Origin of the sequence: Bowdeniella nasicola, assembly GCF_900107735.1 — a bacterium.
Classification (GTDB): domain Bacteria; phylum Actinomycetota; class Actinomycetes; order Actinomycetales; family Actinomycetaceae; genus Bowdeniella; species Bowdeniella massiliensis.
The window spans coordinates 93,036-119,373 of record NZ_FNQV01000010.1 but is presented as its reverse complement, the minus strand read 5'-3'; the positions used below and the strand labels follow the sequence as shown (position 1 = coordinate 119,373).

Annotated in this window: 29 protein-coding genes and 1 tRNA gene; 16 read left to right on the top strand and 14 right to left on the bottom strand. The window is 65.7% G+C overall.

The genetic code is table 11. The features are described from left to right. Entirely contained in the window at positions 1–1,167 is a 1,167-nt protein-coding gene (locus BLU67_RS08725) for a glucose-1-phosphate adenylyltransferase family protein (protein ID WP_092565055.1), read from the bottom strand. 56 nt (positions 1,168–1,223) lie between these two features. On the opposite strand from BLU67_RS08725, the gene BLU67_RS08720 reads away from it, so the two are divergent. Next, the gene (locus tag BLU67_RS08720; protein ID WP_092565053.1) at positions 1,224–2,147 is read left to right on the top strand and encodes a PQQ-dependent sugar dehydrogenase; all 924 of its coding nucleotides are present in this window, start codon (positions 1,224–1,226) and stop codon (positions 2,145–2,147) included. A gap of 61 nt (positions 2,148–2,208) precedes the next feature. On the opposite strand, the gene BLU67_RS08715 is transcribed toward BLU67_RS08720, so the two are convergent. Beyond that, complete coding sequence (locus tag BLU67_RS08715; protein WP_092565051.1) at positions 2,209–3,189, bottom strand: hypothetical protein; 981 nt, start codon at positions 3,187–3,189, stop codon at positions 2,209–2,211. 450 nt (positions 3,190–3,639) lie between these two features. Between BLU67_RS08715 and BLU67_RS08710 the strand changes: the two genes are divergently transcribed. Together BLU67_RS08710 and BLU67_RS08705 are read left to right on the top strand one after the other, a co-directional pair. Next, on the top strand, positions 3,640–4,161 hold the full coding sequence (locus tag BLU67_RS08710; protein ID WP_092565049.1) for a peptidylprolyl isomerase: 522 nt from the start codon (positions 3,640–3,642) through the stop codon (positions 4,159–4,161). Positions 4,162–4,172: 11 nt separating this feature from the next. Continuing rightward, on the top strand, positions 4,173–5,039 hold the full coding sequence (locus BLU67_RS08705) for a rhomboid family intramembrane serine protease (RefSeq protein ID WP_092565046.1): 867 nt from the start codon (positions 4,173–4,175) through the stop codon (positions 5,037–5,039). Positions 5,040–5,128: 89 nt separating this feature from the next. Here BLU67_RS08705 and BLU67_RS08700 read toward each other — a convergent pair whose 3' ends face one another. Both BLU67_RS08700 and BLU67_RS08695 read right to left on the bottom strand, forming a co-directional pair. After that, positions 5,129–5,971: an aldo/keto reductase gene (locus tag BLU67_RS08700; protein WP_092565044.1), complete on the bottom strand. Its 843-nt coding sequence runs from the start codon at positions 5,969–5,971 to the stop codon at positions 5,129–5,131. Positions 5,972–6,040: 69 nt separating this feature from the next. After that, positions 6,041–6,289, bottom strand: a complete 249-nt coding sequence (locus tag BLU67_RS08695; RefSeq protein WP_092565077.1) for a cell division protein CrgA — start codon at positions 6,287–6,289, stop codon at positions 6,041–6,043. 91 nt (positions 6,290–6,380) lie between these two features. On the opposite strand from BLU67_RS08695, the gene BLU67_RS08690 reads away from it, so the two are divergent. Genes BLU67_RS08690 through BLU67_RS08675 form a run of 4 tightly spaced genes read left to right on the top strand, consistent with a single transcriptional unit; the run spans position 6,381 to position 8,683 of the window. Then, the gene (locus tag BLU67_RS08690; RefSeq protein ID WP_176780757.1) at positions 6,381–7,115 is read left to right on the top strand and encodes a DUF881 domain-containing protein; all 735 of its coding nucleotides are present in this window, start codon (positions 6,381–6,383) and stop codon (positions 7,113–7,115) included. Next, positions 7,112–7,885, top strand: coding sequence for a class E sortase (locus BLU67_RS08685; protein WP_092565039.1), 774 nt, complete (start codon positions 7,112–7,114; stop codon positions 7,883–7,885). The genes BLU67_RS08690 and BLU67_RS08685 overlap by 4 nt, the downstream gene beginning before the upstream one ends. Next, the gene (locus BLU67_RS12275; protein WP_092565037.1) at positions 7,885–8,046 is read left to right on the top strand and encodes a hypothetical protein; all 162 of its coding nucleotides are present in this window, start codon (positions 7,885–7,887) and stop codon (positions 8,044–8,046) included. Before BLU67_RS08685 ends, BLU67_RS12275 begins: the two co-directional genes overlap by 1 nt. A gap of 43 nt (positions 8,047–8,089) precedes the next feature. After that, positions 8,090–8,683: an anthranilate synthase component II gene (locus BLU67_RS08675; protein ID WP_092565035.1), complete on the top strand. Its 594-nt coding sequence runs from the start codon at positions 8,090–8,092 to the stop codon at positions 8,681–8,683. Between the two features lie 109 nt (positions 8,684–8,792). On the opposite strand, the gene pknB is transcribed toward BLU67_RS08675, so the two are convergent. From pknB to BLU67_RS08640, 7 genes are read right to left on the bottom strand one after another with little or no spacing between them, the layout of a single operon-like run. Then, positions 8,793–10,637 carry a Stk1 family PASTA domain-containing Ser/Thr kinase gene (gene pknB / locus BLU67_RS08670; protein ID WP_261977079.1) on the bottom strand — a complete coding sequence of 615 codons (1,845 nt, stop codon included), beginning with the start codon at positions 10,635–10,637 and terminating at the stop codon, positions 8,793–8,795. Between the two features lie 8 nt (positions 10,638–10,645). Beyond that, on the bottom strand, positions 10,646–11,542 hold the full coding sequence (locus BLU67_RS08665) for a serine/threonine-protein kinase (protein ID WP_092565031.1): 897 nt from the start codon (positions 11,540–11,542) through the stop codon (positions 10,646–10,648). After that, complete coding sequence (locus BLU67_RS08660; RefSeq protein WP_092565029.1) at positions 11,539–12,996, bottom strand: peptidoglycan D,D-transpeptidase FtsI family protein; 1,458 nt, start codon at positions 12,994–12,996, stop codon at positions 11,539–11,541. The genes BLU67_RS08665 and BLU67_RS08660 overlap by 4 nt, the downstream gene beginning before the upstream one ends. Next, a complete protein-coding gene (locus BLU67_RS08655) occupies positions 12,993–14,432 on the bottom strand; it encodes an FtsW/RodA/SpoVE family cell cycle protein (protein ID WP_092565027.1) in 1,440 nt (479 codons plus the stop codon). Before BLU67_RS08655 ends, BLU67_RS08660 begins: the two co-directional genes overlap by 4 nt. Beyond that, positions 14,432–15,745: a PP2C family protein-serine/threonine phosphatase gene (locus BLU67_RS08650; RefSeq protein ID WP_092565025.1), complete on the bottom strand. Its 1,314-nt coding sequence runs from the start codon at positions 15,743–15,745 to the stop codon at positions 14,432–14,434. Before BLU67_RS08650 ends, BLU67_RS08655 begins: the two co-directional genes overlap by 1 nt. Then, positions 15,742–16,224, bottom strand: a complete 483-nt coding sequence (locus tag BLU67_RS08645; protein ID WP_092565023.1) for an FHA domain-containing protein FhaB/FipA — start codon at positions 16,222–16,224, stop codon at positions 15,742–15,744. Before BLU67_RS08645 ends, BLU67_RS08650 begins: the two co-directional genes overlap by 4 nt. Before the next feature lie 4 nt (positions 16,225–16,228). Beyond that, positions 16,229–16,930 carry an FhaA domain-containing protein gene (locus BLU67_RS08640; protein WP_092565021.1) on the bottom strand — a complete coding sequence of 234 codons (702 nt, stop codon included), beginning with the start codon at positions 16,928–16,930 and terminating at the stop codon, positions 16,229–16,231. A gap of 133 nt (positions 16,931–17,063) precedes the next feature. On the opposite strand from BLU67_RS08640, the gene BLU67_RS08635 reads away from it, so the two are divergent. The 6 genes from BLU67_RS08635 (at position 17,064) to BLU67_RS08605 (ending at position 20,986) form a co-directional block, all read left to right on the top strand. After that, positions 17,064–17,150: transfer RNA gene (locus BLU67_RS08635), tRNA-Leu, on the top strand. 220 nt (positions 17,151–17,370) lie between these two features. Continuing rightward, the gene (locus BLU67_RS08630; protein ID WP_092565019.1) at positions 17,371–17,718 is read left to right on the top strand and encodes a hypothetical protein; all 348 of its coding nucleotides are present in this window, start codon (positions 17,371–17,373) and stop codon (positions 17,716–17,718) included. A 139-nt stretch (positions 17,719–17,857) separates the two neighbouring features. Then, positions 17,858–18,313: a Pycsar system effector family protein gene (locus BLU67_RS08625; RefSeq protein WP_143027389.1), complete on the top strand. Its 456-nt coding sequence runs from the start codon at positions 17,858–17,860 to the stop codon at positions 18,311–18,313. Positions 18,314–18,350: 37 nt separating this feature from the next. Then, the gene (locus BLU67_RS08620) at positions 18,351–19,274 is read left to right on the top strand and encodes a hypothetical protein (protein ID WP_092565015.1); all 924 of its coding nucleotides are present in this window, start codon (positions 18,351–18,353) and stop codon (positions 19,272–19,274) included. A 714-nt stretch (positions 19,275–19,988) separates the two neighbouring features. Continuing rightward, positions 19,989–20,177: a hypothetical protein gene (locus BLU67_RS08610; protein WP_092565011.1), complete on the top strand. Its 189-nt coding sequence runs from the start codon at positions 19,989–19,991 to the stop codon at positions 20,175–20,177. A gap of 89 nt (positions 20,178–20,266) precedes the next feature. Next, on the top strand, positions 20,267–20,986 hold the full coding sequence (locus tag BLU67_RS08605) for a toll/interleukin-1 receptor domain-containing protein (RefSeq protein WP_222842441.1): 720 nt from the start codon (positions 20,267–20,269) through the stop codon (positions 20,984–20,986). Here BLU67_RS08605 and BLU67_RS08600 read toward each other — a convergent pair whose 3' ends face one another. Together BLU67_RS08600 and BLU67_RS08595 are read right to left on the bottom strand one after the other, a co-directional pair. Continuing rightward, a complete protein-coding gene (locus BLU67_RS08600; RefSeq protein ID WP_092565007.1) occupies positions 20,987–21,451 on the bottom strand; it encodes a hypothetical protein in 465 nt (154 codons plus the stop codon). Positions 21,452–21,791: 340 nt separating this feature from the next. Further along, a complete protein-coding gene (locus BLU67_RS08595) occupies positions 21,792–22,016 on the bottom strand; it encodes a DUF2188 domain-containing protein (protein WP_092565005.1) in 225 nt (74 codons plus the stop codon). Positions 22,017–23,370: 1,354 nt separating this feature from the next. Between BLU67_RS08595 and BLU67_RS08590 the strand changes: the two genes are divergently transcribed. The 3 genes from BLU67_RS08590 to BLU67_RS08580 all read left to right on the top strand — a co-directional run bounded on the left by BLU67_RS08590 (position 23,371) and on the right by BLU67_RS08580 (position 25,850). Beyond that, a complete protein-coding gene (locus BLU67_RS08590; RefSeq protein WP_092565002.1) occupies positions 23,371–24,096 on the top strand; it encodes a uracil-DNA glycosylase family protein in 726 nt (241 codons plus the stop codon). Between the two features lie 337 nt (positions 24,097–24,433). After that, a complete protein-coding gene (locus BLU67_RS08585; RefSeq protein WP_092565000.1) occupies positions 24,434–24,904 on the top strand; it encodes an SRPBCC family protein in 471 nt (156 codons plus the stop codon). Between the two features lie 76 nt (positions 24,905–24,980). After that, complete coding sequence (locus BLU67_RS08580) at positions 24,981–25,850, top strand: phosphotransferase (RefSeq protein WP_092564998.1); 870 nt, start codon at positions 24,981–24,983, stop codon at positions 25,848–25,850. A gap of 1 nt (position 25,851) precedes the next feature. On the opposite strand, the gene BLU67_RS08575 is transcribed toward BLU67_RS08580, so the two are convergent. Continuing rightward, positions 25,852–26,187, bottom strand: a complete 336-nt coding sequence (locus tag BLU67_RS08575; RefSeq protein WP_222842440.1) for a transcriptional regulator — start codon at positions 26,185–26,187, stop codon at positions 25,852–25,854. Between the last annotated feature and the right edge of the window lie 151 nt (positions 26,188–26,338).

Below are 26,338 nucleotides of genomic sequence, written 5' to 3'. Positions count from 1 at the left end.
CTACGCGCCGCCGAACCCGCGGGGGAGTGCGGCGCCGGTATCGAAGGGCTGGCGCTCGGCGATGAGACCATCGGCGCCGATGAGCGTGACGACGCCCTCGCTGCCGCGCGGCCCGCCGCCGGTGACGTGCGCGTCGAGGTCGACGATGCAGTTGGTGAGCTCGACGCCCGCGCGGATCGTGGCGCCGTTGAGGACGACGCTATCGCGCACGATCGCCCCGGCTTCGATGCTCGCGCCCGGGCCGATGACGCTGTGCTCGACGGTGCCAGAAACGCACGCGCCCGCGGCGATAAGCGAAGCCGAGACGTCGCCGTCCACGCGCGCGGGCATGAATTGCGGCGCCGCGGTATAGATCGACCACTGGGGAGCGTCGAGGATGGCGCCGTCGCCGTCGATGAGCTGCAGGTGTGCCGTCCAGTAGGACTGCAGCGTGCCCATGTCCATCCAGTACCCGCTCATGCGGTGTTCGACGGCCCTGCCGCGGGACACGAAATGCGGCACAAGGTCTTCGCCGTAATCGCCGAGTTCGCCGCGCGCGGCGAACAGCTCATCGAGGGCGTCGACGAGGGCGGTGCGCGAATAGCAGAAGATCTCGGCGGCAATGAGGTTGCCCGCGGGCTCCGCGGGTTTGTAGTCGAAGGCCGTGACGCGGCCGCCCTCATCGGCGGTCACGACCCCATAGCGCGAGCAATCGTCGGCGACGCGCGTCGTCACCATAGTGAGCTCGGCGTCCGCTGCGAGGTGCGTGGCGATGACGTCGCGGAAGTCGAGCGTGTAGAGCTGGTCAGCGGACAGCACGAGGACGAGCTCGGCGCTGGCTTCGGCCAGGCGCTCGCGGTGGCGGTAAAGCGCATCGGAATTGCCCGTCGCAAACCCCTCGCCGTGTCCGCCCTCGAACGGTGGCGAGAGGATGAGACCGCCGTAATTGCGGTCCAAATCCCACGGGCGACCGTGCGAGAGATGCTCGTTGAGCGAATGCGGCAGGTATTGCTCGATGAGCCAAATATCGCGGATTCGGCTGTGCACGAGGTTGGAGAGCGAGACGTCGATCAGCCGGTAGCTGCCGCCCATCGGGAGCGCGGGTTTGACGCGCGTGTCGGTAAGTGCGCCAAGGCGCGAGCCCTTGCCGCCGGCGAGAATGATGGCGAGCACGCTCGGTTCGTTCATGGCTCCATCCCACCACGGCCCGCCCCCGATCGCGCGATCAGTGCGACAATGGCGCCATGCTCGCTCCCGCCGTCGCGCGCGATCCGCCGCAAGGCCGAAGCCGGCGGGAATGGGTCAACCGAGGGAAGAACATGACGCCAAAACGCCGGGCCAGCACGCTAGCTCTCATCGCGGCTCTCGCTGTTGCGAGCTGTAGCTCTCCCGTCCCGCCCGCCGCCTCCCCGAGCGCCTCGCAGACCGTGAGCGCCGAAAACGCCGAGGACAGCAACCGCGTCCAACGCTATGGCCTGACGGACGACGGTGGCCAGCTCCGCCTCAGCGAACCGGAGACGATCCTTGAGGGCATCCCCGCCGCGGGCAACCATAACGGCGGCCGTATCGCCTTCGGCCCCGACGGCAAGCTTCACGTCGGCACCGGCGACGCAGGCCAACGCGAGCTCTCCCAGGATCTCGACTCGCTTGCCGGCAAGATCCTGCGCCTCAACCCCGATGGCAGCCGCCCGGCCGATAATCCCTTCGACGGCTCGTTCGTCTACAGCTACGGCCACCGCAACGTTCAGGGCCTGGCGTGGACGGCCGACGGCACGATGTACGCCTCGGAGTTCGGCGCATCAACGTTCGACGAACTTAACCGCATCGAGCCCGGCGGAAACTACGGCTGGCCCGAAGCCGAGGGCGATTCGGGCGGCGCCTTCCTCGATCCCGTCGCCCAGTGGGCGACGAGCGAGGCGAGTCCCAGCGGAATTGCGATCCGCGGCGAGGATGTCTTCATCGCCAACCTGCGCGGCCGGTCGATCCGGCGCGTGAACCTCACCGATCCGGGCAAGCAGCAGCTCTACCTCGCCGAGGAGAACACGCGGTTTCGCGACGTCGCGGTGAGCCCCACGGGGGAGATCTGGGTGCTGACGAACAACACCGACGGTCGGGGCGATCCGGGCCCGGATGACGACCGGCTGCTGCGCCTCGACGTCGACGACTAGCCCAGGCAACGACGAAGCGGCGGGACCATCTGGTCCCGCCGCCTGCGTCTTGTTGATCGAGTTACTTCTTCAGATCGTCGATCTTCTTGTCGGCAGAGGCCTTAGCCTTGTCGGCGGCCTCCTTGATGTCCTTGGATGCGTCCTTCAGATCCTTGCGAACCTCGCCGATCTTCTCATCGGCCGGGGTCGCGGAAACCGAGCCCGCGGGCTCGGCGTCCTTCAGATCCTTCGCGACGTCCTTATCGACCTTGACGTTGCCCTGAGCGCCAACGCCTGTCGCGCCAGCGGCCTCGCCCGTACCGGTGACCTTGTCCTTGAGGTCCTCGGCCTTGTCCTTCAGGTCTTCGGCCTTGGTCGCCACCGCGTCGGCAGCCTTCTTCGCGCCTTCCTTGACGTTCTCGGCGGCTTCCTTCGCCTTTTCCACGAGCGGGGACTCCTTGTGCTGGGGCACGGCTCGTGCCGAGGTGGCCTCGGCCTCGTTCCAGTACTCCTCGGCCCAGGGATCCTCGATCGGCTGGGTGCGACGCCACAGCAGGTAGCCGGCGCCGGCAGCGACGGATCCGACGATGATCCAGCCGAAGGTCTTGGCGGCGGTGTTCTTCTTGGTCTTCGTCGTCAGTGCCTTGCGGGCAGCCTTGCCAGCCTTCTTGGCCTTCTTGTCCAGCGTCTTGCCGGACTGCGCGGCCTTCGCGGCGTCGTGCATGGCCTTCTGGATGCGCGGCAGGTAGTCCTCGCTGATGGCCTCGTAAGCGTGATCCACGCGCGGGCGGACGGCCTCCGTGGCGTGCTCAATCTTCGGAGCCGCGAACTTCACCGTCTCCTTGCGGGCCTTGGCGTAGGCATCCTTGCCTGAATCCAGGGCATCCTTGACGCGCGGCTCGGCCCAATCCTGAGCCTGGCCAAAGAACTCGGCGGCACGCTTCGTCAGGTCGCTCGCGCCTTCCGACACCAGGGATCCCGCATCCTTGGCAGCAGAGCGCGCACTCTTGGCGGCGAGAGCCGATTTCTTCTCGATCTTCTTCTTCTTGCAGCTGATCGCCATGGGGACTCCTCATTCTTGTTGATTCCCACCACGCCTGTGATGCGTGGCTGCTGGTATCTATCTTGCCCTGTTTGCCGCGCACGCGCAGTTCGTCGCAGTGCGGACTTCGACGTATTTGGTCATCTTACGGCCATTGAGGTTTCACTATATGACGAAGGGGTGGCAGCCAGGGGCTCGCGCCGATCCGGAAGGCCGTTTACCGGGATAGAATCCCAGGTGAGGGTTGGTCCCATTTTCTGCATCCTTCTTGTCCCGTCGATTCGTCCCACGTGGACCTTTCGTGGATTGGTTGTTTGTTTGGTAGAACTGGCGGAAAGCGGGATCAACCCTTCCTAATGTCCTGGCGGCAGGCCCTGACGGAACGCGGCTTGTGCGCCGCGGTGTTCACTGGTGGCCCACTGTGGGCCGCCGTCTGGGCAGAGCCGCCCCGAACGTGGAACACTAAAGCTCATGAGAGCGACAATCCATACCTCAGAAGGCGACATCAACGTCGAGCTGCTTGAAAACCACGCACCGGTCACGGTCAAGAACTTCGTTGGTCTCGCCACGGGCGAGCAGGAGTGGACCGATCCGGAAACCGGCGAGCCGACCAACCGCCCGCTGTACGAAGATGTCATCTTCCACCGCGTCATCCCGGACTTCATGATCCAGGGCGGTGACCCGCTGGGCACCGGCACCGGCGGGCCCGGCTACATGTTCGATGACGAGATCCACCCCGAGCTGACCTTCAACGACACCTACCTGCTCGCCATGGCTAACGCCGGCAAGCGCGGCGGCCGTGGCACCAACGGCTCGCAGTTCTTCATCACGACCGTGCCCACCCCGTGGCTGCAGGGCAAGCACACGATCTTCGGCAAGGTTACCGACGAGGCCTCGCGCGAGGTCGTCGACAAGATCTCGGCGGTCAAGACGAACCAGTCGCGGCCCGTCCGTGACGTCGTCATTTCCTCCATCACCATCGACCAGGAGTAAGAACCTCTCTTATGACTGCCTCCTACGGGGAGCACTCGCCCGAGAACCAGCCGACGTGTCCGCGCCATCCGGACCAGGTGACGTACGTGTCCTGCCAGCGCTGCGGACGCCCGACCTGCGCGAAATGCCAGGTGCAGGCGCCCGTCGGCGTGCGGTGTGTGGATTGCGCGCGGGAGTTTTCCAAGCGCGCACCCGTCGCGCGCACGATCGGCGGCGCCAAGGTCGGCCGCTTTACCGGCACCACCACGGTGACGATGTGGCTGATCTACCTGTGCGTCGGCATGCAGGTGCTCGCGTGGATCTTCTCAGCCCTGCCGCGCGCGCTGATGTTCGTGCCGGCACTCGGACCGGACGAGCCGTGGCGCTTCATCACGAGCGCATTCGTGCACGGCGGGCTGTGGCATCTCGCGCTCAACATGCTGGCGCTGTGGATGATCGGCCAGGGGCTCGAGCCGGTGCTCGGCAAGGTGCGCTACATCCTGCTCTATCTGCTGAGCGCGTTCGGCGGCTCCGTCTTTGTGCTGCTGCTGGCCTCAACCACGAGCATGGACTGGTACACCGGGGCCGTGGGCGCATCCGGCGCGATCTTCGGTATGTTCGGTGCGCTGTTCGTGCTGAACAAGAAGGCCAAGGCGGACATGCGGGCGATCACGATCCTCATCGCGATCAACCTCGCCTACGGGTTCTTCGTCGCCGGGATCTCCTGGCAGGCCCACCTGGGCGGCCTCATCACCGGGGCAATCCTGGCCTACGGCTTCATTACGAGCGCCCAGCGCAAGTGGCACTGGGGCGCCTGGGCCACGAGCGCCGTCGTCTTCGTCGCGCTCGTCGTGGCCGTCATCGTGAAGTACTCATCGGTCGGTCTTACACTCGTGTAATTATCCCCAATTGGGGATAACCATGTGGAAAACTCCCGCACCCTGCCGCGAAAGCGGGGTGCGGGAGTTTTCGTTGTTACTGGGAGCGCTTAGCCCCACAGATCAATGTAGACCTCGTCCGGGTTGGCGCCGGTGGCGGCGCCGCGCTCTAGGCCGCTGATCGCGGCGATCTGGTCCGGCGTGAGCTCGACGTCGACGGCGGCAAGGTTCTCGGTGATGCGCTCCGGCGTCACGGACTTCGGGATGACGACGTTGCCGATCGCGAGGTGCCAGGCGAGCACGGCCTGGGCAGGCGTGACGCCAGCTTCCTGAGCGACCGCTGCGACGACCTCGTCGTCGAGTAGACCGTGGCCGGAGGACAGCGGGGACCACGCCTCGGTGGCGATGTCGTACTGGTGGTGCAGCTCGCGCAGGTCCGCGCGCTGGTGATAGGGGTGCAGCTCGATCTGGTTCAGGACCGGGATCTCGCCGGTTTCGTCGATGATGCGCTGCAGGTGATGCGGCAGGAAGTTCGAGACGCCAATCGACTTGGCGCGGCCGGAAGCGCGGATCTCGATGAGCGCCTTCCAGGTCTCGACGTACAGGTCATCCTTCGGGCACGGCCAGTGGATGAGGTAGAGATCGACGTAATCGGTGCCGAGGCGCTCAAGCGAGGCGTCAAAGGCCCGCAGCGCCTTATCGCGCCCCTGGTCCTTGTTCCACAGCTTCGTCGTGAGGTAGACATCCTCGCGGGCGACATCGCTCGCGGCAATCGCGCGGCCGACGCCCTCCTCGTTGCCGTAGATGCGGGCGGTATCGATCAGGCGGTAGCCGTCGGAAAGGGCCTGGGCTACGGCCGTTTCGGCGACGTCGTCCTCGACCTGCCAGACGCCGAAGCCCAGCTGGGGAATGGTTGCGCCATCGCGCAGGGTGATGTCAGGTACGTTCGGCATAGCCGCTCCTTTAAGCTTGTCAGGACCAACGATTCGGGCTGTTACGTACCAGCGTAGGCAGTTCGCGCGTTATCGCCAGTTGATCGTCATGAGGAAGCCGGACATCATGAGGCCGATGCCGACGGCGAGGTTCCAGTTGCCGATCGGAAGCGGCCAGCGCCCGCCCATCAGGTACGTCACGACGATCCAGGCCAGGCCCAAAATCATGAGGCCCACCATCACCGGCGCCCACCAACTGGGGGACTCGATCGCGCCGGTCTTGCGCGGGGTAGCGGACGGGGTTACTCCAGGCTTCTTACGATTGCGTGACTTCGGCACGACATCCTCCACGGGGATAGGCAGGACAACTTCTCTTAGCTTAGTCTGGAGCAAGAACGTGACCTAAATTGGCCGAAAGGAAATGTTGCGCGTGACAAAGCGCACGTACCCGTGGTGGCATCCCCAGGGCTCCTCGCTGTCCGTGGGGCTCGTCGCCGTCGGTGCCGGGCTGCTGTTCGCCGCAAACGCGCAACTTTTTGAGGATCGCGAATACCGCACGCCGCAAAACCTCGTCGAGCTCGTCCAGGTCGAAACGCAAAAGCTTGAGAGCCGGGAAAAGGCCGTCTCCGCGCTGCGCGAGCGCGTCGATCAAGCGATCCTGCAGGCGGGCGAGACCGAGACGCCCGCGGAGGAAACGCCCAATATCTTCGGCTACCTCGACAAGGAGATGACCGGCGCGGCGCTCGAGGTTCAGTTGTGGGATGCGCCGAAGACGATCGCCGAATCCGGCGAGTGGGATCCGAACCAGCTCGTCGTCCACCAGCAGGACGTCGAGGCCGTCATGAATGCGCTGTGGTCCGGGGGCGCGGAGGCGATGACCGTGCAGGGGCAGCGGCTCGCGGCGACCTCCGGTGTGCGCTGCGTCGGCAACGTGCTGCTCGTGCACGATCAACGGTTCTCCCCGCCCTACGTCATCACGGCGATCGGCGATCCCGCGCGGCTGAAGGCAGCGCTGGACGACTCCCCGCAGGTGCACATTTACCGGCAATACGTCGCCGCTGCCGGGCTCGGACTATCCGTGACCGACAAGGCGTCCGTGACAATGCCCGCCTATGAAGGCACAATCGAGCTGAACTACGCCAAGATCCTGGAAGGCACTGGATGACGCACGACACCTCGCCCCCGCTGCCCCCGACGCGGCGGGCACGTCGCACCGCCAAGCGGCGGCGCAGCGCCGGCGACATCATCACCCTCGTGATCGGCGAACTGCTGTTTACCGCCGGCGCGTTTATCGGCCTCTTCCTGCTGTGGCAGATGTGGTACACCAACTTTGAGGCATCGGCGAACAATGAGCAGGCCGTCGCCGTCATCGAAGAAAAGTTCCAGCCGCGCGTCGAAAAGACCGTCGAGCCCGAACAACGCCGCACCGACCTGCCGCCCGCCGCCGAGCCCGTCGGCAAAAACCAGGGCTTTGCGACGCTGTACGTGCCGCGGTGGGGCTCGGACTACAAAGTCGGCATCGCGGAGGGGCTGAGCTACTCCGAGGTGCTCAACCACGGGCTCATCGGTCACTATCCGCAAACGTCGGCGATCGGCGAGATCGGCAACGCGGGCCTCGCCGCGCACCGGATGACGCGCGGCTCCGTCTTCCAGCACATCGATACGCTGCAAGACGGCGACGAGGTCATCGTCGAGACGGATAAGGCGTGGATGGTTTTTAAGGTCAAGAGCCACGAGATCGTCCTGCCCGATGCGGGCGAAGTGCTCTACCCCGTGCCGCATCAGCCGGGCGTGGAGGCCACGGAGGCGATGCTGACCCTCACGACGTGCCACCCGCTCATGTCCACCCGCGAGCGCTACATCGTCTACACGACGCTCGACTACTGGATCCCGCGCGATGCGGGCATGCCCGAGGCAATCTTGGAGGCGCAGTAATGTACGGCGCAATCTGGCGAATCCTGCCCGGCCCCACCTGGCTGCGGGCCATCCTGGCGCTGCTGCTGCTCGCGGCCGTCATCTACGTCCTGTTCGAGTTCGTCTTTCCCGTGATCGAGCCGTATATGCCCTTCCAGCAGGACGCCGTCGATATCGAGTAGCCGCTCCCATTACGATGTGGACGTGAACCCAGTGCGCGTCCGAATGATCGACAACTTCGATTCCTTCGTTTATACGATCGTGTCCTACCTGCGTGAGCTTGGCGCTGACGTTCAGGTCGTGCGAGCCGATCGCGCGCCCACCGACCCGCGCGACGTGGACGCCGTGGTCGTCTCCCCGGGGCCCGGCACACCCGAAGACGCTGGCGTCTCCATGGCGGCAATCCGGCAGTGCGCGCGCTATGCGGTTCCGATGCTCGGGGTGTGCCTGGGCCATCAGGCGCTGGGCGCCGTCTTCGGGGCGCGCGTCACCCACGCGCCCGAACTCATGCACGGCAAGGCCGACGTTGTTGAGCACGATGGTTCCGGCATCTTCGCGGGGCTTGCCAGCCCGCTGCCGGTGGCGCGCTACCACTCGCTCGCGATCGCCGCGGACTCCGTGCCCGGCGAGCTGCGCGTGACTGGGACGACGCCGTCCGGCACGATCATGGCGATCGAACACCGCGAGCTGCCGTTCGTGGGCGTGCAGTTCCACCCCGAGTCCGTCCTCACCGAGGGCGGGGCGACGCTCCTTGCCAACTGGCTCGCATCCGTGCCGTCCTGCGTTGGTGCAGGAAACGGGGACGCTAGGGAGAGTTAGGGCTGGGGGCTACCTACCTAAGTCTCCATAACCGCCCCCATGTCCGGTTTGCGCCGGGATGGGGGCGGTTATGTGTGGGTTAGGCCGCCGGCCGGCGGCTTGCTCGGCGCTAGTTGTTGTCGTCCTTGGGCGGGGAGGGCAGTTCGTTGCCTTCGCTCGGGGTGCCCGTCGGGTTAGGCGTGATGCCGTCCGTCGGCGAAGGTGTCTCCGTCGGGATGATGATGGCGGGCGCTTCCTTGGAGATGACGAGCTCGATCGTCGAGCCGACCTCCACCTTGCCGGAGTCCGATTGGCTCATGACGAGGCCCGGGTCAACGTCGCCCGTTTCCTGTTCCGTGATGCGCAGCGTCAGCTTGAGGTCCTCTTGCAGGATCTTCGTCGCTTCCTCGAGCGTCTTGTTCTTCAGGTCCGGGACGTTCACGAAGCCGGAGGCGACCACGATCGTGACGCTCGAGTCCTTGGGAACCTTCGAGCCGGCCTTCGGATCGGTGCTGAGGACGACGTCCTTTTGCTTGCCGGGGGCGTCCTCCGTCGAGACGTTGGAAACCTTCAGCCCGGCGGCTTCGAGGGCTTCGCGGGCGCGCTCCTGGGTTTGGTCCGTGACGTCGGGGACTTCGACCTCACCCGGCCCGGAGGAGAAGTGCACGGTGACGTCGCTGCCCTTATCGACCGAGGTGCCGGCGGGCGGCTCGGAGGAGACGAAGAGGCCGGCTTCGATCGAATCGTGCGGGACGTCGTCGCCGATCACCATAGACAGCCCGACCGCTTCGAGGGCGACGCGGGCGCCGTTTTGGTTCATGTCGGTAAGGACCGGGACTTCGACCTTGGGGGTTTCGGGCGGCGCCGTGTCCCGGTTCATGATGAGGTAGGCGGCGGCGACCGACAGCACGACGACGAGGAACGCTAGGAGGCCCCACAGCCAGCCCTTGGAGCTGCGCTGCTGGGTGGCGATCGCGGGCTGGGTGGAGGTGCCCGGGTCGCGCGGCATCGTCTGCGTGGGCGGCGGGACCGGGCTCGCCATGGCGGTGGTAGCGCCGGGGGCGATGCCGCCGGCGACGCCCCACACGGCGGTGGACGGCGCGCTGACCGTGCCGCCGCGCACCGAGGCGAGGAGGTCCTTGCGCATCTGGGCGGCGTCCGTGTAACGCTGATCGCGGTCCTTGGCGAGCGACTTCAGCACGACCCGATCGAGGGCCTCCGGGATATCCGAGGCGATCGACGATGGGGTGCGCGGGGTCTCGCGCACGTGCTGGTAGGCGATCGCGACCGCGCTATCCCCGGTGAACGGGGGTTGGCCGGTCAGCAGCTCGAAGAGCAGACAGCCGGTGGAGTACAGATCGGAGCGGACGTCCACGACCTCGCCGCGGGCCTGCTCCGGGCTGAGGTACTGCGCGGTGCCGACGACGGCATTGGCCTGCGTCATCGTCGCCTGCGAGTCCGCCATCGCGCGCGCGATGCCGAAGTCCATCACCTTCACCTCGCCCTGCGGCGTAAGCATGATGTTGCCGGGCTTGATATCGCGGTGGACGATGCCGGCGCGGTGGGCGTATTCGAGGGCGATGAGGACGCCGTCGACGATCTCGACGGCCTCGTTGATCGGTACCGCGGTGCCGTCCTTGAGCAGGTCGCGCACCGTGTGGCCCTCGACGTACTCCATGATGATGTAGGGCAGCGCGACCTTCTCTCCCGAGCGCGGGGAGATGACCTCTTCCTCGCCGGTGTCATAGACCGCGACGATGGCGGCGTTATTCAGGGCCGCGGAGGATTGGGCCTCGCGGCGGAAGCGGGCGAGGAAGACGGGATCGCGGGCGAGGTCTTCGCGCAGCAGCTTGATCGCCACGCGCCGCGACAGGCGCGTGTCGTACCCGATGTGAACTTCGGCCATGCCGCCACGGCCGATCAACTCACCGATCTCGTAACGGCCCGCCAGCATCTGCGGGGCTCGATCTACCACGTGTCCTCCTATAGGGCCGCTGGCGCCGGCGGGGCCGGCGGCTCAGGTGGGGTTGGATGTGCAACAGTATCAAGGGCGAAAAACTCGGCGGCGAGGGCCGCGGCGCTCGCGGGCCGGGCGGCCGGATCTTTGGCAAGTAACCGAGTGATGACGCGCGCGAGGGCGGGCGGCACGCGAGCCGGCAGGCGCGGGATCGGATCGGAGACGTGCTTCATCGCGATGGCGAGCGGGTTGGGGCCGTCATAGGGCCGGTAGCCGGCTACGACCTCAAAGGCCGTGACGCCGAGGGCGTACAGGTCCGTCGCGGGCGAGGAGGCGGCGCCCTTGACGCGCTCGGGCGCGAGGTATTCCGCCGTGCCCATGACGCGCCCGACCTTGGTCAGATCGGAGGAGCCGGAGCCAAAGGAGATGCCGAAATCCGTCACCCACACGCCCCCGCTGGGTGCGTCGACGAGGATGTTCGCGGGCTTGACGTCCCGGTGCACGACGCCGCGATCATGGGCGTGGGCCAGGGCGTCGGCGACCTTGCCGAGGATGCGCGCGGCGTCGGGGAAGCTCACGAGGCCCGCCTCACTCAGGGTGTGCAGCGGCACGCCGGGCACGAACTGCATCGCGAGGTAGTCGACGTTGCCGCTGTGGCCGTGCGCGACGAAGCGCGCGATCGATGGGTGATCGAGGGCGGCCAGGTGGGTGGCTTCGGCGGCGAGGCGGCGCAGGAACACCGTCTCGCAGCGCAGGTCCGGCCGCAGGATCTTGATCGCGACGGTGCGGCGCTCGCGGTCGGGCTCGTCGAGGTCGATGCCGCGCCAGACCTCGCCCATGCCGCCGCTGGCGATCGGGGAGTCGAGCCGGAAACGCCCGGCGAGGATGCGGCCGGGGTGGATGAGCGTGCGGGAGGCGATCACTTGGCGATCACCGCCTCCATGACGCGCTTGGCGATGGGGCCGGCGGTGCGGCCGCCGTCGGCCGCGGAGCCCGCGTCGCCGCCATTTTGGACGAAGACGGCGACGGCGACCTGCGGATCGTCGGCGGGGGCGAAGCCCACGATCCACGCGTGCTGGTGGGACTCGTTGCCGGTTTGCGCGGTGCCCGTCTTGGCCGCGACCTGGACGCCGGAGATGGCGGCGGGCCCGCCCGTGCCGTCGGTGACGACCGAGCGCATGAGGTCCTTCAGCGTCGCGGCCGTCTGCGCCGAGATGGGCTGGGAGTACTGGCTGGGGCTCGTCTCGGAGATGGCGGAGAGGTCAGCGTCGCGGATGGTTTTGACGAGGTAGGGACGCATGAGGCTGCCGTTGTTGGCGACGGCGGAGGCGACCATCGCCATGTGCAGCGGCGTTGCGCGGACCTCGAACTGGCCGATGCCGGACAGGGCGAGCTGCGCGCTATCGCCGACGGTGCCGAGCGTGCCGGGGGCGGCGCGCATGGGGACCTCGAGCGAGTCGGTGAAGCCGAAGGCCTCGGCCTGGGCCGTCAGCGCTTCGGTGCCGACGTCCATCGCGAGCTGGGCGAACGTCGTGTTGCAGGAGTGCGCGAAGGCGTAGCTGAGCGGGCCGACGTCGCCGCTGCCGCACGAGCCGCGCCCGGGGTTATGCAGGATGTGGGAGGAGCCGGGCAGTTGGAGCGTCGCCTGCGTCGGGACCTCCTGGGCGGCGTTGCCGCCGTGTTCCTCCAGGTAGGCCGCGGCGGTGATGACCTTGAAGACGGAGCCGGGCGCGAAGGTGTCGGGTCCGAGCGCGCGGTTCGTTAGCGGCTTGGCCGGATCCTTTGACAGCGTCTCCCAGGCTGCGCGGGCGTCCTTCGTCGCGTGGGTGGCGAGCGCGTTCGGATCGAAGCTCGGGGTGGAGACCATCGCGAGGATCTCGCCGGTTGCGGGCCGCAGCGCGACGACGGCGCCGCTCTGGTTGCCGAGCGCCTCCGCGGCGGCCTTCTGCGCGGCCGGGTCGAGCGTGAGTTCGACGGAGCCGCCCTTGGGCTGCTTGCCGGTGATGAGGTCCTGCATGCGCGAGATGAGGAGCGAATCGGCGGTGCCGTTCAGCACCTGCGACTCGGCGCGCTCGATCCCCGTCGCCGAGTTGAAGGCCGTCGCGAAGTAGCCGGTGGCGTGCGCATACAGCGGGCCGTCGGCGTAGGTGCGCTGGAAGCGGTAGACGTCGTCGGCGGGTACGGAGGTGGCGATCGCCTCGCCGCCGACGATGATCGGGCCGCGGTCGCGACCGTACTCGCGGTAGATTTCGCGAACGTTGCGGGCGTCGGCGTTCAGGGCGGGGGCCTGGAAGAACTGGATCGCGGTGGTGGAGATGAGTAGCGCGGCGAACATCCCCATCATGACGATCGACAGGCGGCGCAGGGGGGTGTTCATCGCAGCCGCACCTCCTCGGTGCGCTGCTGGTCATCGGACAGGTCGCCGATAGTGGGCGGCAGCGGGCCGTCGACGATCTGCGGGGTCGGCGAGCTCATGCCGGGCTGGCGCGCGCCGTTCGACATCCGCAGTAGCAGCCCGATGATCATCCAGTTCGCGATGAGCGAGGAACCGCCCTGCGCGAGGAACGGCAAGGTCAGGCCCGTCAGCGGGATGACGCGCGTGATGCCCCCGACGACGACGAAGACTTGGAAGGCGAGGATGAAGCCGAGGCCACCGCACAGCAGCTTGCCGAATGCGTCGCGGATGTTGAGCCCGATGCGGATCGCGCGCAGCGCGAGAATGAGGTAGAGCAGCAGGATCGCGATGAGGCCGGTCAGCCCCAGTTCCTCGCCGAGGGAGGCCGTAATGGAATCGGAGTGCGCGGCGTAGACGAGTTCGGGGTGGCCATAGCCCCAGCCGGTGCCCATAAGGCCGCCCTGCGCCATGCCGAATAGGCCCTGGACGAGCTGGAAGGAGCCGCCCGGGCTGCGGTTGTACAGCTCGGTGGATAGCGGGTCGCGCCAGATTTCGTAGCGGGCGTAGACGTGGCTGAAGAGGTTGCCGGCGAGGATGACGCCGGCGAGGAACATGCCGAGCCCGATGATGATCCAGGAGACGCGCTCGGTCGCGACGTAGAGCATCGCGACGAATAGCCCGAAGAACAGCAGCGAGGAGCCGAGGTCTTTTTCGAAGACGAGCACTGCGATTGCGACGCCCCACGCGATGAGGATCGGGCCGAAATCGCGGATCCGCGGCAGTTGCAGCCCGAGGATCTTCGGGCCGGCGAGCGCGAGGTTATCGCGCTGGGTCGCGAGGTAGCCGGCGAAGAAGATCGCGAGCAGGATTTTGGCGATCTCGCCGGGCTGGAAGGAGAAACTGGAAACGCCGATCCAGATGCGCGAGCCGTTGATCGTCTTGCCGAGGCCCGGCACGAGCGGCAGCAGCAGCATGATGAGGCCGCCGATGAGCGAGAGGTAGGTAAAGCGCCGCAGCGTGCGGTGATCGCGCAGCAGCAGGATGACGGCGAGGCCGAGCGCGATCCCGAGGATCGTCCATTGCAGCTGGCCCGAGGCAAAGGCGTGCGCGTTCGGGTCCTTCGCCTTGTAGGCGATGTCGAGCCGGGCGATCATCGCGAGCCCGATCCCGTTGAGCGCGACGGCGATGGGCAGGATGACCGGATCGGCATAGGGCGCCCGCCACCGCACGACGAGGTGCGTGATGATCGCGAGGACGCTAAATCCCGCGGCATACGTCGTCAGCCGCGCGGGCACGGCGCCGTCGACGGCGAGCCCGACCTGGACGTAGGCGTACAGCCCGAGCGCGAGTGCCGGGAGCAGCAGCAGGAGCTCGGTCAGCCGGCCGGAGCGGGCCGGACGCATCGCGACGGTAGCCATTAGGGCGACTCGCTTGGCGACGGGGAATCACTCGGTGTGGGCGACTCGCTGGGGGTGGGCGACTCAGTGGCGTCGGGGGTGGATTCCTCGGCGAGCGAGGGCCTAGCGAGGGAACGGAAGTTCGCGACGACGGCATCGGCCTCCTCCAGCGAGGAGCGCGTCGTCGGCGTGGTGAGGCGCGATTTGGCGTAATCGGGCAGCGCGTCGACGTCGATGTCGGTGCGGTGGTGAACGTCGGACAGCGAGATCGGCCCGAGCTTTTGGGGGATCCCTTGGAAGACGGTGACGACGCCCTCGTCCTCGGCGATATAGAACTGGGTGCGCGTCCACGAGTAGCCGGCGGCGAGGCCTCCGGCCAGGATGAGCAGGATGAGCAGGGCGCCGAGCGCGCGCCCGATGATCCGCCCGCGCCGTTTGGGCGCCGGGGCCTCCTCATCGGGCTCGGCCGCGCGTGCCGGTCGCAGGTTCGCGGCCCGGCCGGCGGCGCCCGAATTGAGCGATGCCCGGGTGCGCGCGAGTCGGTCGGTCGCGGCGGCGCCGACGATCTGCGGCGTCGTCGAGGGCTGGTGCCCGTCGGCGAGGAGGTTGGAATCGAGGATGTCGCACACGATGACGGTGACGTTATCGGGCGCTCCGGCTCGCAGCGCGAGGTGAATGAGCTCGTCGGCGCACGCATCTACGTCTTCGTGCTCGGTGAGCGTTTCGGTGATCGTTTCGGCCGAGACGACGCCAAAAAGTCCGTCGGAGGCGAGCAGCCAGCGCTCGCCCGGGTGGGCCTCGCGCACCGAGGTATCGAGCAGGACTTCGCCGTCGGTATCGCCGAGCGCCCGCAGGATCATGTTGCGCATCGGGTGGTGTTCGGCCTCGTCGGGGGTCAGGCGCCCGATGTCGACGAGGTGCTGGACGTAGGTGTGGTCCGTCGTCACCTGGTGCAGCGTCCCTTCGCGCAGCACGTAGGCGCGCGAATCGCCGATGTGGACCATGCCGAGTTTCGTGCCCGAGCGCAGCAGCGCGATGCACGTTGTGCCGAGCCCCTCCAGCTCCGGGTCGGTATCGGAGCGGTCCATGAGCTCGTCGTGCGCGGATTCGACGGCGCCGCGCAGCAGGTCGATGAGGTCATCGGCGCCGGGGGCGTCATCGTCGAGCGGCGCGAGGTGCGCGACGGCGACGGAGGAGGCGATGTCGCCGCCCGCGGGGCCGCCCATGCCGTCGGCGAGCACGAGCAGGTGGGGCCCGGCGTAGGCCGAGTCTTGATTGTTCGAGCGCACGATGCCGACGTCGGAGCGGGCGGCGTAGCGGAATTGCACGCTCATCGGCGCAGCTCCATCACGTGCTGGCCGATGCGCACAGGCGTGCCGGGCGCGACGGGCGTCGCCTGGAAGATCCGCGTGCCGCTGACGTACGTGCCGTTGGTCGAGTCGAGGTCTTCGAGGTACCAGCCGCCTTCGTGCGGGAAGAACCGTGCGTGGCGCGAGGAGGTGTAGTCGTCATCGAGCACGAGCGTTGAGGTCGAGGCCCGCCCGACGATGACGGCGGAGCCGGACAGCGGCACCGCGGAGCCGGTGAGCGGCCCCTCGGTGACGATGAGGCGCGTGGGTTCGGTGCGCGCGGGGCGAGCCGCCGGTCGTGCCTCGCGCCGCTTTGCGGGTTTGCTGGGCGGGCGTCCCGGGCCGCGGGGGGTGACGGTCGTGCCGAAGATATCGCGCCGCAGCACGCCGAGCGTAAAGAGGATGAAGAGCCACAAGAGGGCGAGGTAGCTCAGCCGTAGGAGGGTGACGGCGAGTTCGCTCATGGGCTCAGCCCTCGCTTCCCGGCTGCGACCAGAACAGGATGCGCGTGCGCCCGATCGTCAGCGTATTGCCATCCACGAGCGTCGCCGCCGGCACCTTATGCCCCTCGACGTACAGCCCGTTGGTGGAGTTGAGGTCGGTGGCGATCACGCCGCGCGGCGTGACCCGCAGTTCGAGGTGCTTGCGTGACACGCCCGTATCGTCGACGACGATGTCCGCCTCGGAGCCGCGCCCGATGACGGTGACCGGGCCAGTGAGCAGGTAGCGCCGCCCATCAATGTCGACGATGGGGTGCCGCTCGGCCGCATTCGACGTCGTCGCGGGAGCCACGGCCCCGCGCTTGGTCGCCGAGGCAATCTGGTACTGGCCCGTCGTGAGCTCCGAATCGAGATCGAAGGTGACGCGCACTGGCCCGACGAAGGAATAGGACTGGCTCATCGCGTGCTCGGTCGCCGCCGCCGCGATTTCCTCGGCCAGGGCGTCGGCGCCCCATGCCTCAAAGTTGTCTTCGTCCGTCGCCGAGAGTGTGACCTTGAAGTCATTCGGCGCGATCGTGCGGTCGCGCGCTACCGCGGCGGCTCGCTCATCCATCGCGCGTCGCACCGCCGAAGCGATCTCGACGGGTTTGATCTCCGAGCGGAAGGCCTTGGAGAACGCCCCAGAAACGACGTTTTCCACCTTCTTTTCGAACTTGTCGAGAAAGCTCATTGCTGGCCCCCTGGGGTTGGACATACCTATACACTGCGATTCTAACGGGTGAGGTGTGCTGAGCATCTCTCTGGCCCAGATTTCCTTCGACGCGCTAGGCGCGCTACGATACTGATGTTCCAAAATGAACGCTGCTCGAGTGGCGGAATTGGTAGACGCGCACGGTTCAGGTCCGTGTGCCCGTAAGGGCGTGGAAGTTCAAGTCTTCTCTCGAGCACCATGGCTATTCGCTGTACTAGCCACTTTTCTTCAAGAGAACTCCCGGTCCCGGGTCACCTGGGCCGGGAGTTCTGCGTTGGAGGGCCCTGTGGCCTTCGACAAGACCGTGACTAACCGCCTCGCCATCGACAGGCCCAGCTTCAAGCATTCTGTCGGTGCCGCTGCCTACGATGGTAAGAGCGGGTCTGGAGCACTCGCAGACCGTGAAGGAGGCGTAGCGAGTGTCGCGGCTGACTGAACCCGCCACACAACACGGGTGCGAAGGACTGGAAGTACAACAACTACGTCGAGGCAGCCTCATCTTTTTCGGAACCGATCACGCCGCCCAGGTCGTCGCAGACTTGGTGGACCCCCACGGGCATCACCTCTCCGATGCCCTGCCCAAGTTGCGCGGGCAGGCTGCGTTCGCGGAGAAGTACCAGGGCGAGCTCCGCCGCATCGAGTCCGTGGCCGAGACCGGAGAGGCCAGGCGTGTCGTCGACCTGACCATGCACCACCTCCGTCAGACCATCCGCGACGCCAATAGCGCCAAGGGATTCTACGAGTCCGACATCGCGAGCGACTACTGAGATGGCCCTCCTTGACTGGCTCAGGCGCATTTGGACCTCTCCTGCACCCACAAGCACTCTGTCCGGCGCGTCCGCTAGCGACCCTGATGCAGCGACAGTCACAGAGGCTTGGAATGTCCTGACCAACGTCAACGAGTGGGTGAAGCACGCCGAAACCAAACTTGGTGTGGTGCTCGCCTTCCTTGGGGTGCTGGCAGCCGGCCTCATCACGCTCGTGGTCGAGGCTGGGAGCCCTTCGGCAGCCATGCTCTGGATCGAAGGACTGACGGGACTGCTTCTCCTTCTCGCCGCTGGCGCAGCCACGCTGGGTCTCCTGCCCCAGTTCGCCCACGAGCCCGACCAGACCAAGTTTAACCCGCTCTACTACGGCGACGTTCATCGGCACTTTGCGGGCCAGCCCGACCAGTACGCGGCACACCTCAGGGTCGCATTGGCTGATCCGAATACGGTCACCGAGCACCTTGCGCGTCAGATCGTGGCGAACTCTGGCGTAGCCGTCCGTAAATACACGTGGGCCAACCGGGCCATCTTTCTCGGATTCCTGTCTCTGCTGGGCACGGTTGCGGTAGTCGTAGGCCAGGCGCTGTGCTGGTAGCCCAAGAGTGTCAGACCGGCTCCGTAGACTTGTTTATATGAGCGATGAACCCGCCTTCCTGACCTCCCTCCTCGACGCACGGGGCGAAGAGGTGAACACAGTTCTGAACAACTCCGACATCCCTGTGGTGGAGAAGGACGGCACCTTCAAGGCCCAGGACATCCCCTCCTCGTCCAGCGACACGTGGATCAAACTTCCTGAGGTTGTGGCCGTGGTCTGTGACCTGAAGGGGTCTACCCACCTCGGTACCGGCAAGCACGACAAGTCGACCGCCCGCATCTACAAGAGCAGCGTCGAGGGTGCGGTGCGCATCTTCCACGACTTCAAGGCGAACTTCATCGACATCCAAGGCGACGGCGGATTCGGCCTCTTCTGGGGCGACCGGGCCTACGAGCGAGCACTGTGCGCAGGGGTCACGATCAAGACGTTCAGCGAAGACCTGGTGGAACGACTCGAGAAGCGGTGGCCAGACGCCCCGGAGACTGGCTACAAGGTGGGTGTCCACGCTGCACGCACCCTCGTCAAGAAGATCGGAACGCGGCGGAACGTCTCAGAACAGGAGGCCGTCTGGGCGGGCAGGCCGGTCAACTACGCAGCCAAGTGTGCGCAGGCTGCCGAGCGACACGAGATGATCGTTACCCAGCAGGTGTGGGAAAAGTTCAAGAATAACGACTACATCGCCTTCAGTTGTGACTGCAACGACGGTCCGTCCGCGAACCTTTGGACGGAGACAACCGTTGACCGTCTCCCACAGGACGACCAAGCCGCCGTTGTCCTCAAATCAGGTTGGTGTGAGAAGTGCGGGCCGGAGTTCTGTGACGCGATCATGGCAGGTGAGACGAAGAGAGACATCTCCACCAGCGTTCGCATGACGATGCCTCGAATGGCGATGGAGAGGGCGCTGGAGGCAAAGCGCGAAAGAGACAGGCTGCGCGTTTCGCAGCGCGGCTACCGCCTGTAGATACTTAGGTGGTTCGTGGCAATGCGTCTGGGCTACCAAACCGGGGGCGGCTGAACTCGTAGCGTCTGAGTTCACGTTCGGTCAAGACTTTCCTCGGGATGGCCTATCCGGTGCGCGAGCGACCCTTCATGCAGCCAGTCCACGACCATTCTGAGGGCCTCCTCCATCACCTCACCAAACGTCCGGTCGGCGCAGTCTTCGCGGTAGGCCGTGTGGTCTGGCCTGCCTCGGCTCGCGGTCAGGACCGCGATTCCGACACCGTGAGTCAGCGCCGTCTCCCGCTCTTCGGCGGGCAGAAGATTCAGTTTGTCAACCAGAGACGCTATAGTAGCGTTCGCTGGGCCAGCCTCTGAGGACTGGTGGCGAGCGAGCCATGCCCAGAACACTTCGGCGGAACCCAACTGCGGCGCCTTCAAGTGGCAGTTGGAGCAAAGAAGTCCATACTCCTTCGGGTCAATGGCCTAGCCGCCGTCCCAATCGGCTGAAGCGGCGATGCTCACTTCTTTTTCGGACCCACACGCCCAGCAGGTGATGCACCCGCTGGGCGGTAGCCACGTCGCTCCGCGTCGGGTACCGCGTTCCGATCTTCGCGACTCTTTCGTTCACTCAGTCCAAATTACCCAACAGAGTGAGCCGACCGAGCGTGCTCGTACGCCTGTGCGTCTACTTTCTATAGCACCCAGCAGCGCAAACCCACATCACGGAGCGACCGTCATGAACCAGCAGAACCCCAAGGACACCCTCCAGGCTGACCTAGAGGTGCTTGCCGAGGTCTTCGAGGTCGTTGACCGAGAATACCGTCGCAAGGAGGCCCAGTCCCGCAGGGATGGACTTCCTGAGCCCGAGCGGGACATCCGGGCGTACCACGGCTTCGCGGACGGTGAAGCGGCTCCCCGAGACTGAGGTATATGTCCCCGCTGTCGACTCAGCCCGTCAATTCTGTCAGTGCTCCATGCCATGCTGGACTCCACCGATCAGTTAGGAGCCCACACGTGCCAGTACCACGCATGCCGTCCCAGTCCCAGATCAGGTCTCAGATGCGCGCAGCTCAGCGCAAGGCCGAGCAGCAGTTCGAGCGCGACCTGAAGGCTGCGCAGCGCAAGGCCGAGAACGAAGTCAAGGCCCAGCAACGTCGAAACGAGCAGGCCGCTCAGCGCAAAATCGACAAGTGGGTGAGGGACACGAACCGGAAGTTGCAGTCGGCCAGCCGCCCGAGCGTCACCTACCGCGCCACGGAGGACCGCACCTTAGGGGCCGTGGCTACGGAAGCCGAACGTCAGGCGGCAGCGCATCCCGAGCGTCGTGACGTGTTCCTGTGCCACGCCTGGGGTGACCGTCAAGGAGCCGCGCAGGAACTCCACGACCTCTTGGAGAGGTTCGGGGTAAGCGTGTGGTTCTCGGAGAAGGACGTTGCCCTGGGGACCTCCTTAGTGCGAGAGATCGACAAGGGTCTGCGCATGTCACACATCGGCATCGTGCTGGCCACCCCCAACCTTCTGAGGAGCCTCGCAGCCGAGGGCATCGCGGACAAGGAGTTGTCGGCCCTGCTGGCCACTGACCGGGTGATTCCGGTCGTCCACGGCATCACCTACGAGGAACTCCGTGACGAGAGCCCACTGCTGGCGTCCCGGTCGGGACTGAGCACCGGGGAGGACACGCTGGAGCAGGTCGCGGTGAAGATCGCCAACGCGGTGCGCCCCGAGTCCGACTGATCAGCCGCTCTCGACCCAGCGCCTGACGGCTTCACCACCACCGGCGTAGAGCACCTCATTGCCCTTCCGGCGCGCGTTCTGCATGACCTGCGTAGCCTCCCGGAGTGAGGCCAGGTCGTAGTAGTTGCGGACGTAGCCGAGATCGTCACTGCGACGACGACGCAACCCGTGCAGCACGGGGAGGGCGTGCAGGACATCGTTGCGCACCACCAGTGCATCTTCGGCCAGGGCGATGAAGTCCTCGATCCCGCCTACTGCGGGAGGGGTCCTGCGTAACTTCTCCAGCAACCTGCCCAGAGGGTCCTTGTACAGGTCCTCAGACTCGAAACCTGAGTGCACCCTCAGGAGATCGAAAGCGATGCCGGACAGCCCGGCAGCCGCGTAGGTGGCCCTCCCGAGTTCAAGGAGCCAGTCGGTGTGTTCAGGATGCCGTGGGTATCCGGGGTATTCCGCGTCGATGCTCATGCGTATATTCTCGGGGGCTGTCCACAGCCGGGTTGGCCTCTCTAGGGTGTTCAGACCGCCAGCGGCTGCTGATCCACGCCTCCTCCAGCAGCACCGACGCCAGCGCGTACTCGGTGCGGTCCCGGTTGAGATCGGAGACGAGGGGGGTGAGGTCATTCGTGGCGCGCTCGGCTACCTCGAAGACGGGGGAGATCAGGGATTGCTGGTTGGTCGCTCTCATGCGCCTGGACAGTTGCCAGGCTGGCCGACATCCTCAAGAACTCCAGCGAGATAGTTCTTGTCGTCGCTGAGATGCAGAACCCCGCGCCCTCTCAGTGAAGAGCGCGGAGTTCTAGTTCGGTCAGCCCTTCGGCGGGTAGGAGTCCCTCCCGTAGGAGTTCTTCTCACCGATGGTGCCGTCCATCTTCTTGATGACGTGCTCCACGCCTCGGTCCTTGGCCATCTCTCGGCCCGCCGCCTGCGCTGCTGCCTTGGTGTCGTGCACGTTGCTCGCCCGGCTGTTGCCCTGCGCGCGGTTCTTCCACTGGCCGTCCTCGTTGTACGTCTCGATGTCGCCCTTGCTCATGTTCACCTCCTTCCTCAGCTCGTTACCTCCAGCATGGACGGCACCACTGACACTCCTTGGACCACGGGAGCGCGCTACTACTGGGGCGTGTTGGCCTGGGAGCGCCAGTGGCTCAGGATGTCCTCGCGGTAGTGGTGCTTAGGACGCTTCTTGATGCCTTTGGCGACTTCCTTGGCGACGTTCCAGAACAGCACCGCTTCACGTCCCTACCAGCCCGCCCGCAGGGAAGCAGCGAACAGCAGGTCCGGCTCGATGACGGCCCGCCCTTCCGCAACTCCATGAGCCCATGGGTCACGCGGTCACCGTCGCCGTAGTCGTGCATCGTGGTGCCGTCGTAGCTCCTCCCGGTGAACGACATCATCGCTACGGCCATCGCGGGGTTGGTGATGAGGGGCTTGGGAGTCTGGATGGGCCGGCCTGACAGGCACTCGGGTCGGTAGGCGTTGATCCCAAGAACGGTCGAAAGGTAGATTGTCCCCGCCGATCCATCCGCCCCGCTCGTCGTTCTCCGGCATGTAGGCGTGCAAGAGGCAGACAGGGTCATCGAAGGGCTCGATCTCCACCAGAGTCTCCAACGGGAGGTCCACAGCCACGACAGGCCGTTCGGAGCACGGAAGGGGCGACCACCACGCGGACGTGGGTGTTCTGAGTGGACCGCGATCCCCAGCGAGGGGCCTGAGCCACGAGGCCCCGCAGGGAGGCCCTCCTTGTCCCAGCACCACAGCGTGACGGGCTGGCCGTCCTCGGCGTGGTCCAGGGCCCAACGAAGGGCAGTGATGAGGTCCTGGTCCCGGTCGGTCGCGTTGCACAGGGCGGTATAGGCGCGCTTCATGGTTAAGACGTTGCCAGAGGCCACTGACAGTTCTGGCGAGCACAGCCTCCCCGCTGTATCCCACCACCCTTGTGGTGAACCTACCCTTGGGCGTGTGGTGAAGTGTTCAGAACGTCGGTGAGCGGCGTCTGACGTGGGCATTCGCCGTTTCCCTGAATAGCCATCATGGCAATTCATTGGTACTAGCCGATCTTCTTCAAGAGAAGTCCCGGTCCCGGGTCACCTGGGCCGGGAGTTCTGCGTTGGAGGGCCCTGTGGCCTTCGACAACACCGTGACTAACCACCGCGCCATCGACAGGCCCAGCTTCAAGCATTCTGTCGGTGCCGCTGCCTACGATGGTAAGAGCGGGTCTGGAGCACTCGCAGACCGTGAAGGAGGCGTAGCGAGTGTCGCGGCTGACTGAACCCGCCATACAACACGGGTGCGAAGGATTGGAAGTACCACAATAAATACGTCGAGTTCCCGGTGCGGCTCTGCGAGTCGTACTTGCAAAACTTCGCCTTGAACCGGAGGTAATAACCATGACCACGAGCGTGCCGTTCAGCGTCTACCAATGGATGCGTGCCAACCGCGCCGAGGTGGCTTCATGGGCGGTCTGGGAGAACCCGCCGGAGGTGCTCGACCCGGACAGCCAGTTGACCACCGCAGGAGTGGGTGAGGTGGGCTTTTTCGAGACGCCCACTGAGGACGACTACCTCGCAGGAGTGGGGCAGGCCCTGCAGCGGGACATTGTGCTCGTCGGACTGAACCCTGCCGGACGTCAGGATAAGACCGGGCGGGTCGTTCGGGATGTGCGTACCTTCGGCTGCTTCCACGACACGAGTTCTGTGACCAAGGACCACCGCCTTCGTGCCGTGGCCTACCACTGGGGCCTGTGGGGAGGATTCATCGTGGACCTCGACACCATTACCGTGGAGACGTCTTCCAAAGTGGCCGAAGAGAAACTGAAGAGTGATGCCAAGCATCGGGATATCTGCGCCCAGCTCCTGGACGAGACCCTTGGGCATCTTGAACCGCCTCGCCACGCCACAGTCGTCTTCCTTGGTGGGAGCGTCGGGGATCTAGTGGAGAAGAAGCAGGAGTTCCGTACTGTCTTCGAGAAGTACTTCGACTCACCTGGCGTGACGATCTGGCACTACTCCCATCGAGATGGACTGAACGCTCGCATCTGCAACGCGACCAAAGTTCTCGGTTCCCGCCAGGACCCCTCGGGCCTGTGGGTGCCCGGACGAACGGACCGACCATGAGGTTCACCCTGAAGGACTACCAGAGCGAGGCCCGTCCGGGACGTGCTGCGTAACCTGGATCCGGCCCGGGACATGTACCGCCGCTACGGGCCGCTGTCAGAGTCATCTCTCACGGCGTCGACTGGCGCGGGCAAGACCGTCAAGGCGCGTCTGATCTGGGCATTCACCACTTCCCTGAATAGCCGCCATCAACCAGCAGGCTCGCCTGCTGGTTTTTTGCATCTGTGACGTGCCTCTAAAAAAAGCAAAGTGCCGCACGTACGTCAACCGTTCGCAGCTGTGACCTCGCTTCCCCTTTCAACATGCGACCATCCCTGCCCTCGGGCAGAGTAAAGGCATGACTACCAATGACAAGCAGATCATCGTTTCCCGGATCATCGACGCTCCCGCCAAGGACATCTTCGACCTGCTGACACTGCCGGCCCGCCACAGCGAATTCGACGGCTCCGGCACGGTCGTCTCCGACGAGAAGTCCCAGCGCATCCAACAGGTCGGCGACGTCTTCGTCATGAACATGCACGCCGAAGCCATGGGCGGCGACTACCAGATGTACAACCACGTCACCGCCTACGACGAGAACAAGATGGTCGGCTGGCAGCCCGCCCAGGAGGAGAACAAGGACGAGCCCGCCGGCTGGGAGTGGCTCTACACGCTGGAAGCCGACGGTTCGGATTCCACCAACGTGACCCTCACCTACGACTGGTCCAAGGTGACGGACAAGGACCTCATCTCGATCTTCCCCGCCTTCGACGAATCCGCGCTGGAAGAATCCCTCAACCAGCTCGCCGCCGCCGTCGCGACGAACTAGCGCCCTAGCTTTTCGCCCGAGCAAAGCCCGCCCCACCAGCCGTGGCGGCGGGCTTTGGCCTGTCACAATAAGAACCGTGCGCGCCGCCATCGATTACCCCCACCTCACGGACTCGCAGCGCGACTTCATCGCGACGGCGCTGCCGGGCGCGCGCCTCGTCGCCGATCTGTCGTGGCACCTCGTGGACTCCTACGTCCTGCACTGCGCGAGTGGAAACGGCGAGGTCATTATCAAAGCCGGCGGCGCGGACAACCACCACATCGCGCGCGAAATCTCCGCCCACGACGACGGCGCCCTGCAGGCCCTGATCGCCCGCGGCGCCGCGCCCCAGCTGATGGCCGCCGACCGCGAGGCCCGAATCCTGTGCGCCGAATACCTGCCCGGAACCCTCGTTGAGGGGACGGCCTGCGAGGCGGAACCGGACATCAGCGAGCAGGCCGGCGAACTGCTACGAGAGCTGCATTCAGCGAGCGAAAGCATCGACGAGTCAATCGAGCGCAACATGCGGAAAAAGGCGCTGCAGTGGCTGAACCGCCCCCACCGCATCCCGCCCGCTGAAGCCGATCGAGCGCGCGAGATCCTGCGCGCCCACCGTCCGGGGCCCGCCATCGTCGTCCCCAGCCACGGCGACTTCTCGCCCCGCAATTGGATCGTGCACGACGGCCGCGTCGCACTCATCGACTTCGGACGCTTCGGTCACCGGCCCGCCGTCCTAGATTTTCTGCGCATCGCTGGCCGCCAATGGCGCACGTACCCTGCCACGCGCGCAGCGTTTCACCGCGGCTATGGTCTGGCCGAGGGGATCGAATCGAGCCCGCAGTGGCTCATGGCCGAGCTACGCGAAGCAATCGCCACCGCCGCTTGGGCCTACAAGGTCGGCGACGAAGCCTTCGAGCGCGAGGGTCGGCAGCGCCTTTCCGCCGTCCTTGCCCGAGCAAACCGCTGACCTACGTGCGGAGCTCGGGAAACCGAACCTCCCACAGTTCGCGCACACGCCGCGGCAGCAGGAGCTCCGGCCACACCGACATGAGGCGAGCACGATTCATGACAGATACCTGATCGGCGACGGATCCCTCGGTCAGCACCGCCCGATAAGCCAGACCGATTCCTCCCTCCGCATCCAGATCGACTCGGCCACCGCCCGGTGCCCACAGCACCGAGTGCGGTAGATCGACAACACCGTTGGCTGGGCCCTTCAAATTCTCCAGCCTTTGCGGAACCTCATAGGGTTTCACGTCGCGAAAGAACACCCGGCGCTCCTCGATATCAAACGTCAAAGCCACGGCCGGCTCCCCTCTCCTGGCTGTGAGTCCACACTATCGACGACAACCGAAACCGATCTAGCATCAATTTCGATGTAACGCGTTTTCGATACTGGACTTCGACACGCTTCGCTTTTGTAGGGAGCGGCGATAATAGCGACATGGCTTCACA

Coding starts and splice junctions, on each gene's coding strand:
- BLU67_RS08720 (WP_092565053.1), top strand. CDS start 1,224: ATGCTCGCTCCCGCCGTCGCGCGCGATCCGCCGCAAGGCCGAAGCCGG.
- BLU67_RS08645 (WP_092565023.1), bottom strand. CDS start 16,224: ATGAGCGAACTCGCCGTCACCCTCCTACGGCTGAGCTACCTCGCCCTC.
- BLU67_RS08700 (WP_092565044.1), bottom strand. CDS start 5,971: ATGCCGAACGTACCTGACATCACCCTGCGCGATGGCGCAACCATTCCC.
- BLU67_RS08620 (WP_092565015.1), top strand. CDS start 18,351: ATGAGCGATGAACCCGCCTTCCTGACCTCCCTCCTCGACGCACGGGGC.
- BLU67_RS08715 (WP_092565051.1), bottom strand. CDS start 3,189: ATGGCGATCAGCTGCAAGAAGAAGAAGATCGAGAAGAAATCGGCTCTC.
- BLU67_RS08655 (WP_092565027.1), bottom strand. CDS start 14,432: ATGGCTACCGTCGCGATGCGTCCGGCCCGCTCCGGCCGGCTGACCGAG.
- BLU67_RS08705 (WP_092565046.1), top strand. CDS start 4,173: ATGACTGCCTCCTACGGGGAGCACTCGCCCGAGAACCAGCCGACGTGT.
- BLU67_RS08590 (WP_092565002.1), top strand. CDS start 23,371: ATGACCACGAGCGTGCCGTTCAGCGTCTACCAATGGATGCGTGCCAAC.
- BLU67_RS08725 (WP_092565055.1), bottom strand. CDS start 1,167: ATGAACGAACCGAGCGTGCTCGCCATCATTCTCGCCGGCGGCAAGGGC.
- BLU67_RS08610 (WP_092565011.1), top strand. CDS start 19,989: ATGAACCAGCAGAACCCCAAGGACACCCTCCAGGCTGACCTAGAGGTG.
- BLU67_RS08600 (WP_092565007.1), bottom strand. CDS start 21,451: ATGAGCATCGACGCGGAATACCCCGGATACCCACGGCATCCTGAACAC.
- BLU67_RS08595 (WP_092565005.1), bottom strand. CDS start 22,016: ATGAGCAAGGGCGACATCGAGACGTACAACGAGGACGGCCAGTGGAAG.
- BLU67_RS08675 (WP_092565035.1), top strand. CDS start 8,090: ATGATCGACAACTTCGATTCCTTCGTTTATACGATCGTGTCCTACCTG.
- BLU67_RS12275 (WP_092565037.1), top strand. CDS start 7,885: ATGTACGGCGCAATCTGGCGAATCCTGCCCGGCCCCACCTGGCTGCGG.
- BLU67_RS08660 (WP_092565029.1), bottom strand. CDS start 12,996: ATGAACACCCCCCTGCGCCGCCTGTCGATCGTCATGATGGGGATGTTC.
- BLU67_RS08710 (WP_092565049.1), top strand. CDS start 3,640: ATGAGAGCGACAATCCATACCTCAGAAGGCGACATCAACGTCGAGCTG.
- BLU67_RS08685 (WP_092565039.1), top strand. CDS start 7,112: ATGACGCACGACACCTCGCCCCCGCTGCCCCCGACGCGGCGGGCACGT.
- BLU67_RS08585 (WP_092565000.1), top strand. CDS start 24,434: ATGACTACCAATGACAAGCAGATCATCGTTTCCCGGATCATCGACGCT.
- BLU67_RS08650 (WP_092565025.1), bottom strand. CDS start 15,745: ATGAGCGTGCAATTCCGCTACGCCGCCCGCTCCGACGTCGGCATCGTG.
- BLU67_RS08640 (WP_092565021.1), bottom strand. CDS start 16,930: ATGAGCTTTCTCGACAAGTTCGAAAAGAAGGTGGAAAACGTCGTTTCT.